Origin of the sequence: Arthrobacter sp. AFG7.2 (genome assembly GCF_002892835.1) — a bacterium.
GTDB lineage: Bacteria > Actinomycetota > Actinomycetes > Actinomycetales > Micrococcaceae > Arthrobacter.
This window is the reverse complement of the sequence record NZ_PJMB01000002.1, coordinates 501,618-515,368: the sequence shown is the minus strand read 5'-3', so window position 1 is coordinate 515,368 and position 13,751 is coordinate 501,618. Positions and strand designations below refer to the sequence as shown.

General features: G+C 65.9%; 13 protein-coding genes and 2 tRNA genes. 14 read left to right on the top strand and 1 reads right to left on the bottom strand.

Features of this window, described 5'->3' with window-relative positions; all coding sequences use genetic code 11:
- Positions 1–6 precede the first annotated feature (6 nt).
- From thiD to CXX84_RS06125, 12 genes are all read left to right on the top strand, one after another.
- Positions 7–1,539 (top strand): bifunctional hydroxymethylpyrimidine kinase/phosphomethylpyrimidine kinase, encoded by a 1,533-nt coding sequence (gene thiD / locus CXX84_RS06180; RefSeq protein WP_102975796.1) that lies wholly within the window; start codon positions 7–9, stop codon positions 1,537–1,539.
- Positions 1,540–1,802: 263 nt separating this feature from the next.
- Positions 1,803–2,111, top strand: coding sequence for a 50S ribosomal protein L21 (gene rplU, locus CXX84_RS06175; protein ID WP_066276623.1), 309 nt, complete (start codon positions 1,803–1,805; stop codon positions 2,109–2,111).
- Between the two features lie 61 nt (positions 2,112–2,172).
- Positions 2,173–2,436, top strand: a complete 264-nt coding sequence (gene rpmA, locus CXX84_RS06170) for a 50S ribosomal protein L27 (RefSeq protein ID WP_009372867.1) — start codon at positions 2,173–2,175, stop codon at positions 2,434–2,436.
- Between the two features lie 116 nt (positions 2,437–2,552).
- On the top strand, positions 2,553–4,142 hold the full coding sequence (gene obgE / locus CXX84_RS06165; protein WP_102975795.1) for a GTPase ObgE: 1,590 nt from the start codon (positions 2,553–2,555) through the stop codon (positions 4,140–4,142).
- The gene (proB, locus tag CXX84_RS06160; protein ID WP_102975794.1) at positions 4,132–5,283 is read left to right on the top strand and encodes a glutamate 5-kinase; all 1,152 of its coding nucleotides are present in this window, start codon (positions 4,132–4,134) and stop codon (positions 5,281–5,283) included. The genes obgE and proB overlap by 11 nt, the downstream gene beginning before the upstream one ends.
- A 26-nt stretch (positions 5,284–5,309) precedes the next feature.
- Positions 5,310–6,686 carry a glutamate-5-semialdehyde dehydrogenase gene (locus CXX84_RS06155; RefSeq protein ID WP_102975793.1) on the top strand — a complete coding sequence of 459 codons (1,377 nt, stop codon included), beginning with the start codon at positions 5,310–5,312 and terminating at the stop codon, positions 6,684–6,686.
- Between the two features lie 77 nt (positions 6,687–6,763).
- Positions 6,764–6,994: a hypothetical protein gene (locus CXX84_RS06150; RefSeq protein WP_102975792.1), complete on the top strand. Its 231-nt coding sequence runs from the start codon at positions 6,764–6,766 to the stop codon at positions 6,992–6,994.
- Between the two features lie 40 nt (positions 6,995–7,034).
- Positions 7,035–7,661 (top strand): nicotinate-nucleotide adenylyltransferase, encoded by a 627-nt coding sequence (nadD, locus tag CXX84_RS06145; protein ID WP_262982126.1) that lies wholly within the window; start codon positions 7,035–7,037, stop codon positions 7,659–7,661.
- Positions 7,662–7,668: 7 nt separating this feature from the next.
- Positions 7,669–8,952, top strand: coding sequence for a hypothetical protein (locus tag CXX84_RS06140; protein WP_102975790.1), 1,284 nt, complete (start codon positions 7,669–7,671; stop codon positions 8,950–8,952).
- Between the two features lie 46 nt (positions 8,953–8,998).
- Positions 8,999–9,400 carry a ribosome silencing factor gene (rsfS, locus tag CXX84_RS06135; RefSeq protein WP_102975789.1) on the top strand — a complete coding sequence of 134 codons (402 nt, stop codon included), beginning with the start codon at positions 8,999–9,001 and terminating at the stop codon, positions 9,398–9,400.
- A gap of 113 nt (positions 9,401–9,513) precedes the next feature.
- Positions 9,514–9,586 (top strand) — tRNA-Ala (locus tag CXX84_RS06130).
- A gap of 171 nt (positions 9,587–9,757) precedes the next feature.
- Positions 9,758–9,830: transfer RNA gene (locus CXX84_RS06125), tRNA-Ala, on the top strand.
- Positions 9,831–9,919: 89 nt separating this feature from the next.
- On the opposite strand, the gene CXX84_RS06120 is transcribed toward CXX84_RS06125, so the two are convergent.
- Positions 9,920–11,242, bottom strand: coding sequence for a class I SAM-dependent methyltransferase (locus tag CXX84_RS06120; RefSeq protein WP_102975788.1), 1,323 nt, complete (start codon positions 11,240–11,242; stop codon positions 9,920–9,922).
- 66 nt (positions 11,243–11,308) lie between these two features.
- On the opposite strand from CXX84_RS06120, the gene CXX84_RS06115 reads away from it, so the two are divergent.
- Complete coding sequence (locus CXX84_RS06115) at positions 11,309–12,415, top strand: FAD-dependent oxidoreductase (protein ID WP_102975787.1); 1,107 nt, start codon at positions 11,309–11,311, stop codon at positions 12,413–12,415.
- The gene (locus CXX84_RS06110; protein WP_102975786.1) at positions 12,396–13,601 is read left to right on the top strand and encodes a class I SAM-dependent methyltransferase; all 1,206 of its coding nucleotides are present in this window, start codon (positions 12,396–12,398) and stop codon (positions 13,599–13,601) included. The genes CXX84_RS06115 and CXX84_RS06110 overlap by 20 nt, the downstream gene beginning before the upstream one ends.
- The last annotated feature ends 150 nt before the right edge of the window (positions 13,602–13,751 follow it).

Here is a 13,751-nt window from a genome sequence, read left to right as displayed (position 1 = left end):
CTTGCAATGCCCGCTGCCACCTCCCAGGCCACGCCTGCAGTCTTTCCTGCCGTCCGGCCCGGCCGGCGGGACGTCCCCCGCGTCCTCTCCATTGCCGGTTCCGATCCTTCCGGCGGTGCGGGCATCCAGGCTGACCTGAAAAGCATCGCTGCCCACGGCGGTTACGGGATGGCCGCCATCACAGCCCTCACCGCGCAAAACACTCGCGGTGTGCAGGATGTGCACGTTCCGCCCGCCGCCTTCCTCACCCGGCAACTCGATGCACTCAGTGAGGACATCAACATCGATGCCGTGAAAATCGGCATGCTGGGCGACGCTGCGGTGATCGAAGCAGTGCGGGCGTGGCTCGAAAAGGTGCGGCCCGGCGTCGTGGTTGTGGACCCTGTCATGGTGGCAACCAGCGGTGACCGTCTCCTGCAGGAATCCGCCGAGGCCGCACTGCGGCAGCTGCTGCCGCTGGCACACCTCATCACGCCAAACCTGGCCGAACTTGCCATGCTGGTGGGCGGGACAGTCCAGGAGAGCTGGGAAGGCGCCCTGGAACAGGGCCGCACACTCGCTGCGGTAACGGGTGCAACGGTGCTGGTCAAGGGCGGGCACCTGGCAGGGGATGAGTGCCCCGATGCCCTCGTCAATACCGCCGGCGGGCTGGACCGGGACGTGGTGGTGGTTCCGGGGAAACGTGTGGCAACCAGGAACAGCCACGGCACCGGCTGCTCCCTGTCCTCGGCAATGGCCACTGTCCAGGCCCGGCTGGGGGACTGGGAAGCAGCCCTCCGGGAGGTCAAACCCTGGCTGGCTGGTGCCTTGGAGGCCTCGGCGCAACTGGACGTGGGAACCGGCAACGGGCCCGTCCATCACTTCCACCACTTCCCGGCACTGCGCGGGGAAGGCAGCTTCGCAGCCGAGTTGTGGACGGAAGCGGAAACGGACCTGCAAGCCATCTACGCCTTGCCCTTCATCGGGGACCTGGCCTCGGGCAGCCTTCCGGAGAACCAGTTTGCCTACTACCTTGCCCAGGACGCCATCTACCTCAACGGCTACTCCCGGGTGCTTGCCCGGGCCAGTGCCCTCGCTCCGACGGAAGCCGGACAGCTCTTCTGGGCACGGTCCGCCCAGCAGTGCCTCGAGGTCGAATCGGAGCTGCACCGCTCCTGGCTCAGCACCCGTCCGGTCGAGCGCGTGCCTGGCCCCGTCACCAAGTCCTACGTCGACCACCTGCTGGCGGCATCGGCCTCGGGCAGTTACGGTGTCCTGGCGGCAGCCGTCCTGCCCTGTTTCTGGCTCTACGCAGAGGCAGGCGCAGCACTCCACGGGCGCTTCGTCGCTGCCGGCGAACCCGCCGGGCACCCCTACGCCGATTGGCTCCGCACCTACGCCGATGAGGGTTTCGCAGAAGCAACCCGGGAAGCAATATCCCTCGTGGACGCGGCCGGGCGGGCAGCGTCAGAGACAGAACGGGCCGCCATGATCACGGCGTTCAGGCAGTCCTGCCGCCTGGAAGTGGAATTCTTCGACGCGCCGCGCCTTCATGCCTGACAGCGGGAAGGCTGTCCCGCGGGTACTATGGTGGGGCGCGGTCCGGCCGGGAAAACGTCGTGTGGTACCTATCACAGACAACCCGCTGGAACCAGCCTCATTTGCGGCCGAAGACAAAACTAGCGTATTCTAGATCTTCGGTGCTTACGCCAACACTTGGGTTATGACCCCACGGCGTTGAGGCACAGCGAGAGCCCAACCAATTATGGAACCGGGTTCCGCACGCAAATTTGTAATAAACGTCGAGAGAAGTGAGTTCCCAAGTGGTGTACGCGATTGTCCGCGCAGGCGGCCGCCAAGAGAAGGTTTCCGTTGGAGACTTCGTTACCCTGAACCGCGTCGCCGGTGGAGCTGGCAGCACCATTCAGCTGCCCGCACTGCTCCTGGTTGATGGTGACAAGGTCACCTCTGCCGCTGCTGACCTGGCCAAGGTAACTGTTACGGCTGAGATCCTCCAGGACCTCCGTGGTCCTAAGATTGTGATCCAGAAGTTCAAGAACAAGACCGGTTACAAGAAGCGCCAGGGTCACCGCCAGGAACTGACCAAGGTCAAGATCACTGGTATCAAGTAACCTTCCGTTACTGTTCAGGTTTTTCAGCAGATTCCCCAGAATTTAAAGGCAGGCATTTCAGATGGCACATAAAAAGGGCGCGAGCTCCACTCGCAACGGTCGTGACTCCAACGCACAGTACCTCGGCGTCAAGCGCTTCGGTGGCCAGGTAGTTTCCGCCGGCGAAATCATCGTCCGCCAGCGCGGCACCCACTTCCACCCGGGCGCCGGCGTTGGCCGTGGCGGCGACGACACCCTGTTCGCACTGACCCCGGGCGCCGTTGAATTCGGCACCCGCCGCGGTCGTCGCGTCGTCAACATCGTCGCTGCTGCAGCTGCAGAGTAACAACCAGTTCTGAAGCGGTGGAGCGGGCCATATGGTCCGCTCCACTGTTCTTTTAACCGCATTACAATCATCTTGGCGCCTTTGGGCGGCCAGGAAACAGCACTGAGGAGATTTACGTGGCCAGCTTTGTAGACCGGGTAGTACTGCACGTATCCGGCGGTAGCGGCGGCCACGGGTGCGTCTCCGTCCACCGCGAGAAGTTCAAGCCGCTGGGCGGTCCCGACGGCGGCAACGGCGGCAACGGCGGCGACGTGATCCTTCGCGTGGACCACCAGACCACCACCCTCCTGGACTACCACCACGCGCCCCACCGCCACGCCAGCAACGGCGGCCCGGGCATGGGCGACTGGCGCGGCGGCAAGAACGGCGAGACACTCATCCTGCCTGTCCCGGACGGCACAGTGGTCAAGTCCAAGGACGGCACTGTCCTGGCGGACCTTGTCGGTGAGGGCACCGAGTACGTGGCCGCAGCAGGCGGCATCGGCGGCCTGGGCAACGCTGCGCTCTCCTCCCAGAAGCGCCGGGCGCCGGGCTTTGCCCTGCTGGGCATCGAAGGCGAAGCCAGCGACATCGTGCTGGAACTTAAATCCATCGCGGATATCGCTTTGGTTGGTTACCCGTCTGCCGGCAAGTCCAGCCTCATCGCCGCCATGTCCGCGGCCCGGCCCAAGATCGCCGATTACCCGTTCACCACGCTGGTCCCGAACCTGGGCGTGGTCCAGGCAGGCGACGTCCGCTTCACCATCGCGGACGTGCCGGGCCTTATTGAAGGTGCCAGCGAAGGGAAGGGACTGGGCCACCATTTCCTGCGCCACGTGGAGCGCTGCGCAGCACTGGTCCACGTCCTGGACTGCGGAACGCTCGAGGCGGACCGCGATCCGCTCTCAGACCTCGCCGTTATTGAAGCTGAGCTGGAAAAGTACGCTGTAGATATGAGCTACGCCGGCCAGGACGGGGAGGTGGTTCCCCTGAACCACCGGCCCCGCCTGGTGGCGCTGAACAAGGTGGACCTGCCGGACGGCAAGGACATGGCCGAGTTCGTCCGCCCGGAACTGGAATCGCGCGGCTACCGGGTCTTCGAAATCTCCGCCACAAGCCATGAGGGCCTGCGCCGGCTCGGCTTCGCCATGGCGGAAATCGTCCAGGCAGCCCGCGACGCTGTTGCTGCGGCCCCGCCCAAGGTGCAGCCGGTGGTCATCAAGCCCCGCGCCGTCAACGAGGCCGGCTTCAGGATCCGCCGGGAGGAGAAGGGCCTCGAGCCGCTGTTCCGCGTCATCGGCGAAAAGCCGGAACGCTGGGTCAAGCAGACGGACTTCACCAATGAGGAAGCCATTGGCTACCTTGCGGACCGCCTGGCCAAGCTCGGCGTCGAAACCGAACTCTTCAAGCAGGGCGCAAAGCCCGGCGATACCGTCGTCATCGGCGAGGATGACGGCGTCGTCTTCGACTGGGAGCCCACCATGATGGCGGGCGCTGAACTGCTGGCGTCGCCGCGAGGCACGGACGTCCGTTTTGCCGACCTCGGCGACCGTCCCACCCGCGGACAGAAGCGCGAGGAACAGCAGGAACGCAAGGACGCCAAAGCCGCTGCCCGCGCCGAGCTTGAAGCCGAGCGCAAGGCGGGCATCTGGACCGAATCCGTGAGCAGCCGCCGCGTTGCCAAGCCGCTCAAGGAGAGTGGACTGGGCGCAGACGATGACCTCTAGGGCATCAGCAGCGGAGCCGCTGGCACGGTCCGTTGATCGAAAGGTGCTGGCCAGCGCACGCCGCATCGTGGTGAAGGTGGGTTCATCCTCCCTCACCAGCATCAAGGGCGGCATCTCGGAAGAGGCGCTCACCGCCCTGGCAGACGCGCTTGCCGCGAAGCGCAACACCGGAACCGAAATCATCCTGGTGTCTTCGGGTGCCATTGCGGCGGGCCTGGCACCGCTGGGCCTGGTGAAGCGCCCCCGGGACCTCGCCACCCAGCAGGCGGCCGCCAGCGTGGGCCAGGGCTTGTTGATGGCGCGCTACACCCAGGCCTTCGGTGCCCACGGCGTTACGGTCAGCCAAGTGCTGCTCACCGCCGAAGACCTGATGCGGCGCAGCCAGCACACCAACGCCTTCCGCGCACTGGACCGGCTGCTCAACCTCGGGGTGGTTCCGGTGGTCAATGAAAACGACACCGTGGCCACGCACGAAATCCGGTTCGGTGACAACGACAGGCTTGCTGCCCTGGTGGCCCACCTGGTCCGGGCCGACGCGCTGGTGCTGCTGTCCGACGTCGACTCCCTGTACGACGGCCCGCCGTCCCATGGTGCGAAGCGGATCCCCCTGGTGGAAGGTCCACATGACCTGGCCGGCGTCTCCATAGGAAGAACCGGCAAAGCGGGCGTCGGCACCGGCGGGATGCTCACAAAGGTGGAGGCGGCATCCATGGCCGCCGGGTCCGGCATCCACGCCCTGGTCACGTCCACTGCCAACGCCGGCGCCGCGCTCAGCGGTGAGGACGTGGGTACCTGGTTCACCGTCAACGGTGCCCGGAAACCCGTCCGCCTGTTGTGGCTGGCTCATGTTGCCTCCGTGCAGGGAAGGCTCGTCCTGGACGACGGCGCCGTCAAGGCTGTGCGGCACCACCGCACCTCCTTGCTGCCGGCCGGAATCTCCTCCGTCCACGGCGATTTTGAAGCGGGCGACCCCGTCGAAATCGCCGGTGCTGACGGCACCGTGGTGGCGCGGGGACTGGTCAATTACTCCTCCGCGGAACTGCCCCGGATGCTGGGCCGGTCCACGCGGGACCTGGGCGAGGAACTCGGCAGCGGCTACGACCGCGAAGTTGTTCATGTTGACGACCTGGTGCTGGTCTGAGCTTCCGGCTCGCCTAAACTTGGAACATGACTGAGGCCCTGACCCACAAGACTGCCGACCTTTCCGGAGACACCGCTGCTGCCGCCACGCAGCCGGTCGAGTCATCGGCAGCGCCCGTTCCGGCCGAGGCCCCGCTGTCCGCCGGCGAAGTTGAAGCAGCAGTGCATGCCATCGCCGACCGTTCCCGTCATGCCGCGCGCCGGATGGCCATGGCAAACCGGGCATGGAAGGACCGCGCCCTCCGCGCTGTAGGAACAGCCCTCCAGGAGAATACGCGGGCGATTCTTTCCGCCAATGCGAAGGACGTCGAGGCAGGAAAAGCCAACGGCACCTCCGCGGCCATGCTGGACCGGCTGACACTCACGGACGCCCGGATTGACGGACTCGTGGCCGCCCTGGAAATCCTGGCAAACCTTCCTGATCCGGTGGGCAACGTGGTGCGCGGACAGACGCTCCCCAACGGGCTGCGCCTCCGCCAGGTCAACGTCCCCATGGGCGTGGTGGCGGCCATCTACGAGGCACGGCCGAATGTCACGGTGGACATCGCCGGGCTGGCCCTCAAAAGCGGCAACGCCGTGATCCTGCGGGGCGGCAGTGCGGCCCAGGCCACCAATGAGGTGCTCGTCAGCGTACTTCGCGAAGCGCTCGAGTCGGTGGGCCTTCCCGCCGACGCCGTCCAAACAGTGGACCAGTACGGCCGCGCCGGTGCCAACGTCCTCATGAAGGCACGCGGCAGGGTGGACGTGCTGATTCCCCGTGGCGGCCGCGAACTCATCCAGACCGTCGTTACCAACTCCGCCGTTCCCGTCATTGAGACGGGGGAGGGGAACGTGCATATCTTCATCGACGAGTCCGCCGGTGAGGACATGGCTGTGGAGATCCTCCTCAACGCCAAGACGCAGCGTCCCAGTGTCTGCAACACGGTCGAGACGCTCCTGGTCCACTCGGGCTCAACGGTGCTGCCCGCCGTCGCCTCCGCGCTTCGCCAGGCGGGCGTCCGGTTGCACACCGATGAGCGGATCCGCGCCGCCCTTCCCGCCTCAATCGAGTCGGAACCCGCCACGGATGAGGACTGGGGTACCGAGTACATGAACCTGGACCTTGCGGTGGCCATGGTGGACAGCCTGGACGAAGCTGTCAAACACATCCGCACCTGGTCCACCGGGCACACCGAAGCGATCCTTACCAACGACCTGTCGAACGCCGAGCGTTTCATCGCAGAGGTGGATTCCGCGGCGGTCATCGTCAACGCGTCCACCCGGTTTACCGACGGCGGCGAGCTTGGGCTGGGTGCCGAGGTGGGCATTTCGACGCAGAAGCTGCATGCCAGGGGACCCATGGGGCTGACCGAGCTCACCACCACCAAGTGGATCGTGCAGGGCGAGGGCCAGGTCCGCGGGTAGCGCGCGGTACCATAGACCAGAAGTCAGAAACGGCGGCGCTTTCCGCTGCCACGATCGTTTGAGCCCAAGGGGAGAAAATGCTGTTCCAGCAGATTGCCACGACCATCGCCGAAGGCGAAGAACACGAACTCGCGCCGCTGTGGGCTGAGCCGTGGGTCTTCGGGGTGGTGATCTTCGCCATCCTGCTGGTGCTGATGTTCATTACGCTGTCCTACTCCAACCTGGGCAACCGCCACGCCGTCACCGAGGAGCACGCGGACCCGCACCGCCAGCACCCGAACAAACACGATCACGGGCAGGGCCACTAACATTTCCCGCGTTTTGCACCGCTCGGGTGCCAGCGGCAGGCTGAGGCTGGGCGTGATGGGCGGGACGTTTGATCCCATCCACCATGGCCACCTGGTCGCTGCCAGCGAGGTGGCGGCGGAATTCGACCTGGACGAAGTTGTGTTCGTCCCCACCGGCCAGCCGTGGCAGAAGTCCCATAAGCAGGTCAGCGAGCCCGAGCACCGGTACCTGATGACGGTCATCGCTACAGCGTCCAATCCCCGCTTTACCGTCAGCAGGGTGGACGTTGACCGGCCCGGCCCCACGTACACCATCGACACCCTCCGGGACCTGCGGGCTCAGCGGCCGGACGCAGACCTCTTCTTCATCACCGGCGCGGACGCGTTGGCGCAGATCCTTTCCTGGAAGGACATTGACGAACTGTGGTCACTGGCCCACTTCGTGGGAGTGACCCGGCCCGGCCACGTCCTTGACGGCATGGGCCGCGATGACGTCAGCCTCCTTGAAGTTCCGGCCATGGCCATCTCCTCGTCCGACTGCCGCACCCGGGTGGCAGCGAACAACCCGGTCTGGTACCTGGTGCCTGACGGTGTGGTGCAGTACATCGCCAAATACGGCCTGTACGCCGAGGCCGCGCCAGCCGATGTCCCAACGTCCCAAGCACGCGAACCAGCCAGTACTGAATGAGTCCTCAATGAGTCAGGAACAGCCCCCCATCCGCAGCCGCCGGGAACTCCGGAAGGCCAGGGATGCCCAACAGGAGTCCGCTTCGACAGGCGCGGAACAGCGTTCCCCTGCCCCAAAACCGGCTGCTGCTCCGTCGGTGCCCGGTGCCACCGATACGGCGGCCGGCCAAGCCTCCACCCAGCGTTCCTCCCAGATCCGGGCCCGGGACCGCGCTGCTCTGCGTGCCATCAAGGAGCTTGAGGAAAAAGAGGGCCAGCTCTCCGCTGGCGGTCCGCCCACCCGGCGCCAGCTCCGCCTGCAGCAGCTGAAGGAACAGGCGCTCACGGCAGCCAACCCCATTGTGCCGCCGGCCGCCGCGCCGGCCCTTCCTGCCAGGGACTCCGGGAAGGGCGCCGGCAAGAGGGACACCAGCAGCAACGAGTCGGCCGGCACGCGCAGCGCCAGTGCGGCGGAGAGCAGCGTGCAGGACGGGACGACGCCCCACGCCGGGGAGCCCGGTTCCGATGCCTCCCCGGGGATGACCGTCGAACAGGCGCTGGCGGCCCGAACCCTCCTTGCAGAGCAGGCGAAGAACCAGATCGCCAAGATGGAGCACATCGCTTCCCTGGATCCGGAGGCGGTTGACCCGGAGATCCTGGCGGAGCAGATTGCTTTGGCGGAACGGGCAGCGGTCATGAACCGCAGGGCGATGGCGAAGCAGAAACTGGCCGAACAGGCCGGGAATCCGCAGCCGGCCCCGAAGGACCCTGTCCACGGTTTGACCCGGGATCCTGACAGGACAGACCAGTCAGGCAAGCCTGCATCCGGGCCTGGCCAGCGGCCTGCGCCTTCCACAGCCAACAACCTGGCGATGGTCACGCCGCTGGAGTTCGTGCAGGTTCCGGGAATTGACCGGCCCGTCATGAAACCGCCGGCAACCTCGCACGTGCCGGTGACTACACGTCCGGGAAGCAAAGTAACCCCGTCGGGGAACAAGAAGCGGCGCTCCCCGGGCACTCAACGCCCTGACCCAGCCGGTACCGCAGCCGGCCGGTCCCAGGTCATTGCCAGGGCTGAAGCCGCTGCCCGCACCCAGTCTGTCATGACCGACGAGCACCAGGCTGAGGACCTTTTCGAGGACCTGCCCAGGATCCCTGCCAGGTCCGCCCATGGCCTGGACCCGTTGGACGCCGCTACAGCCGGGCTTGCCCGGGCAAACCGGAACAGGGTCCTGCAGTTCTGCATCCTGGCCTTCGGAATCGTGGCCCTGGTCTCAGGCATCATCCTCATCATCAGCGGTATGTCCCGCTGACCGGCAATGGCCGGCCGTTTGCATCTTTAACCCAACAAGGAGTCACGTGACTGCATCAGAATCATCCATCACCATAGCCCGCGCCGCCGCCAAGGCAGCCGCGGACAAGATCGCGCAGGACATCGTCGCCCTGGACGTCAGCGAGCGGCTCGCCCTGGCCGACGTTTTCCTCATCGCATCGGCACCCAGCGAACGGCAGGTCAATGCCATCGTGGACGGTATCGAGGAAGAGCTCGCAAAGCAGGACCTGCGTCCGGTGCGCCGCGAGGGCCGTTCCGGCGGCCGTTGGGTCCTGCTGGATTACTCGGACATCGTTATTCACGTTCAGCATGAGGAAGACCGCGTCTTCTACGCCCTGGAACGCCTCTGGAAGGACTGCCCCGTCGTGGACCTGCAGCTCGGAGACGACGCTTCCGCCAAGGCCACAGCCGGGTCCGAGAGCGAATAAATCCGCTAAATCCTGCCGAATATGCCCGATTTGGAATTTTCGGAATTGCTGTTCTAAGATATTTGAGTTGCTTCGGGGAAAGCCCGAAAAGCTCAAAGGAGCAGCAATAGTTCGGGGCTGTGGCGCAGCTGGTAGCGCACCTGCATGGCATGCAGGGGGTCAGGGGTTCGAGTCCCCTCAGCTCCACCGATAATCCGCCGGAATCACTGTGATTCCGGCGGATTTTTTCTTTCCATCCTGCCTCACGGCACGTACGCGCGCCCGGTGCTGGGGCCGCGGGCCCGATTGGCGTGGCAGGCAAAAGTGCATTAAGCTGAACAGGTTGCTTCAGGAGTCATTCAGGAGCAGCGAAAGTCCGGGGCTGTGGCGCAGCTGGTAGCGCACCTGCATGGCATGCAGGGGGTCAGGGGTTCGAGTCCCCTCAGCTCCACCGGATGTTCCCCCGCCTCTGGAAGGCGGGGCGGATGCAAAAGGGACGGTCTCATGGGGCCGTCCCTTTCGCATGTGTGCCCCGACCTCTCACAGCCAGGCGGTCCGACGCAGCGGCGGATCGTCGCCGCCCGTCCGCTGGACCAGGACCTGGTTGACGCCTGTCAGCCCGTTCTCGAAGCCCAGGGCGCTTGAGGCCATATACAGCCGCCAGACCCGGGCGCGCCCCGGACTGGCCAGCTTTGCTGCCTTCTCCCAGTTGGCCTCAAGCCTTCGGACCCAGGCCCGGAGGGTCAATGCGTAGTGCCGCCGCAGCGCCTCCACGTCCAGGATCTCAAACCCGGCACGCTCCAGCGCGGCCACCATCTCGCCAAGGCTGATCATCTCCCCGTCCGGAAAAACATAGCGGGGGATAAAGGAGTCCGGGTCCGGTTTTGTTGGCCCCGCGTTCCAGGAAATCGCATGGTTCAGCAGCCGCCCGCCTGGCCGGAGCAGTCCGAACAGTGCCGCCGCGTAGGCCGGCGTCTGTTCCCTTCCCACGTGTTCAGACATGCCGATTGAGCTGATGGCATCAAATGGTCCATCCCCGATGTCCCGGTAATCCTGAACCCGGATGTCCACCCGCTCTGTCAGTCCTGCTTCGGCGGCCCGCTTGCGGGCAAGGTTTGCCTGCTCATGGGAAAGAGTGACGCCTACAACGGTTGCGCCGTACTTTCCGGCCGCGTGGAGGGCAAGGCTTCCCCAGCCACAGCCAACATCCAGCAGCCGCGATCCGGGCCGCAGGCCCAGCTTGCGGCACACCAGGTCCAGCTTCGCTTCCTGGGCTTCGTCAAGCCCGCCAGCGGGAATGCTGCCGGAATCCGTGCTTGCAGTGGCGTCACTGCCTTCCGGCCAGACCGCGCATGAGTAGACCATGGACGGCCCCAGCACCAGGGCGTAGAAATCGTTGCCCACATCGTAATGATGGGAGATGGCTGCCGAGTCGCGGCGGCGCGAGTGCAACGGGCCCTTCCGCACCATCCGGGCCTCCTCGGGCGGAGGCGCCGGATTGGGACCCAAGGCTCCCAGCAGGATGGCAGTGCGCAGCAGCGTCCAGATCTCACTGGGCCCCAGCGGCCGGAAAGGGCCCGGTCCCGCGAACTTGCCCGCAGAACTCAAAGCCATGAAGGCTGCGAAGATGTCCCCGGGGGAATCGATCTCGCCCGCTACATAGGCCCGGCTCAACCCAAGCTGGCCCGGCGACCACAGGATCCGGCGAAGGGCGCGGCGCGAACGGAACTCCAGGACAGGCGCTCCCTCCGGCCCCGCCTCGGAACCGTCCCAAGCGCGCAGGCGCAGCGGTACCTCGTCTGTACCCAGCACAACTGCCAGGGCCTTGGCCAGGCGTGCAGCATGTCCGGCGGGTGTGGTCATGGTGGTCCTCCCGTTTCCATGGGCCCAGACTAAGGCCGGGACGCCCTCCGCGACTATCATGGTGGAGTGAAATCCGCCCGGGCCGACGTCGTGGTTATCGGCGCGGGCCAGGCGGGGCTCTCGGCTGCCTACCATCTCCAGCGCCGCGGCGTGGACTATGTCACGCTCGACGCCGAGGCCGGGCCCGGCGGCGCGTGGCGGCACCGGTGGAAGAGTTTGCTGATGGCAACAGTCAACGGCATCAGTGATTTGCCGGGCATGGCCAAGCCTGCAATAGATCCGCGTGAGCCCAGCTCGGACTTCCTTACCCGCTACTTCGGCGGTTATGAAGAGGCGCTTGGACTGTCCATCCGCCGGCCTGTGAAGGTGCGCTCGGTCATGCGGGAAGACACGAACCCCGCAGGCCGGTTGAGGATCAGTACATCCGAAGAGGACTGGACAACCAAAGCCGTCATCAATGCCACCGGTACCTGGACCCGCCCCTTCTGGCCCATCTACCCGGGGCAGTCCACGTTCCGCGGGCGGCAGCTTCACGTGGCGGACGCCGTCTCTGCGCAGGAGTTCATAGGGCAGCACGTGGTCGTGGTGGGCGGCGGCATCTCCGCGGTGGGCCTCCTTGAGGAGATTTCGCAGGTCACCACCACCAGTTGGTTTACCCGGCGCGAACCTGTGTGGCGGAACGCGGAGTTCGATGCCAAGGCAGGACATGACGCAGTGGCCTTGGTGGAGGAGCGGGTCCGCCAGGGGCTTCCGCCGCAGAGCGTGGTCTCGGTGACCGGGCTGATCCGGACACCCGCACTCGAAGCGGCGGCAGCCCGGGGCGCACTGGACCGCCAGCCGATGTTCACATCGATAGAGCCGCACGGGGTCAGGCGTGCCGGAGGTGCCTTCCAGCCTGCGGACGTGATTCTCTGGGCGACGGGATTCCGTGCGGAACTTGAACATCTTGCCCCGCTTCACCTGCGGGGCCCGGGCGGCGGAATTGTGATGGCAGGAAGCCAGGTGGCATCGGAACCCCGCGTCCACCTGGTGGGGTACGGCCCGTCGTCGTCCACTATTGGTGCCAACCGGGCAGGACGCGCGGCGGTGGCGGCCATCCTGAAGTTGCCGGGGATCAGCGTCAAGCAAGCAGATATGGAAAGCGCGGGAACAGTTGACATTGAACACACTTGAGGACATTTTCGGGGCACTGCGGCGCAGGCCGGATGTCGAAGCGCCCAACCTGCAGGCTTGGGACGCCACGGACCGGCTTCTGCTGGAAACCGCCGCGGGACAGGTGACTGAGGGAAGCACGGTAGCCGTTATCGGGGACCGGTACGGCGCGCTGACCCTCGGCGCCCTTGCCCTGTTGGGCCCGGGCGCGGTCCGCGTGCACCAGGACCTCATCACCGGAGAACGGGCCCTCCAGCTCAACGCGGCCGCGCTGAGTGGCTCCGCCGTCCTGGCGCCAGCGGCGGCAGAAAGGGCCGACGGCGAAGCGCGGGGAGTGCCCGCCTTCACCCGGATGCCGCTCGGGCCGGAGCTCCTCGCCGGTGCGCAGACAGTACTCCTGCAGCTGCCCAAGACCCTGGCGGAGCTCGATGAGATTGCCGCTGCCGTGGCCAGGCACGCAGAACCGGACGTAACGCTCCTGGCGGGTGGCAGGGTCAAGCACATGTCCCTGGGCATGAACACGGTGCTGGAACGGCATTTCCGTTCCGTCCGTCCGCAGCTTGCACAGCAGAAATCCCGGGTGATCCTGGCGCGCGGGCCGCAGGGGAGCGGGGCACCGGACCGCTACCCCGTTGTTGAACACCTTGCTGAACTGGACCTGAACGTCGCAGCCCATGGTGCCGTGTTCGCCGGCACCAGGCTGGACATCGGCACCAGGTTCCTGCTGACCTTCCTGCCGGCCATGAAAACAGCCGGCCACGCCGTCGACTTGGGTTGCGGCACAGGAATCCTTGCCGCCATGTACGCCCGGCACCATCCGGGGTCCGCCGTGACTGCAACGGACCAATCAGCTGCAGCTGCGGCTTCCGCGCAGGCCACCGCCCGGGCCAACGGGCTGGCAGACCGCATCACCGTCCTGCAGGATGACGCCCTGAGCACCATGGCGGACGGCAGCGCGGACCTGGTCATGCTCAACCCGCCGTTCCATGTAGGTGCCGGGGTCCACTCCGGAGCCGGCCTGAAAATGATCGAAGCAGCGGGGCGGGTCCTCGCACCCCACGGCGAATTGTGGACGGTCTTCAACCGCCACCTGCCCTATCTGCCCGCACTCGAGCGCTACGTCGGGCCTACTGCCGTGAAGGGCCGGAACCCCAAATTCACCGTGACCCTGAGCATCCGCCGCAGTCCGGGGCAGGCAGCTGCATAAGCCGCACCCGGCCGGACAGTCCGGTTAGCGCCCATGCCGCGCCGCGCCGTCGTGCCGTCCTAGGGTCTGTGCCCACGCGTAACGTACGATTCAAGCATCACCATAAGTACGTGGCCGAAGACGTTTAGGGGACGCTGTGACTGAGATCCG

Coding starts and splice junctions, on each gene's coding strand:
- CXX84_RS06150 (WP_102975792.1), top strand. CDS start 6,764: ATGCTGTTCCAGCAGATTGCCACGACCATCGCCGAAGGCGAAGAACAC.
- CXX84_RS06120 (WP_102975788.1), bottom strand. CDS start 11,242: ATGACCACACCCGCCGGACATGCTGCACGCCTGGCCAAGGCCCTGGCA.
- CXX84_RS06140 (WP_102975790.1), top strand. CDS start 7,669: ATGAGTCAGGAACAGCCCCCCATCCGCAGCCGCCGGGAACTCCGGAAG.
- CXX84_RS06155 (WP_102975793.1), top strand. CDS start 5,310: ATGACTGAGGCCCTGACCCACAAGACTGCCGACCTTTCCGGAGACACC.
- thiD (WP_102975796.1), top strand. CDS start 7: ATGCCCGCTGCCACCTCCCAGGCCACGCCTGCAGTCTTTCCTGCCGTC.
- proB (WP_102975794.1), top strand. CDS start 4,132: ATGACCTCTAGGGCATCAGCAGCGGAGCCGCTGGCACGGTCCGTTGAT.
- rpmA (WP_009372867.1), top strand. CDS start 2,173: ATGGCACATAAAAAGGGCGCGAGCTCCACTCGCAACGGTCGTGACTCC.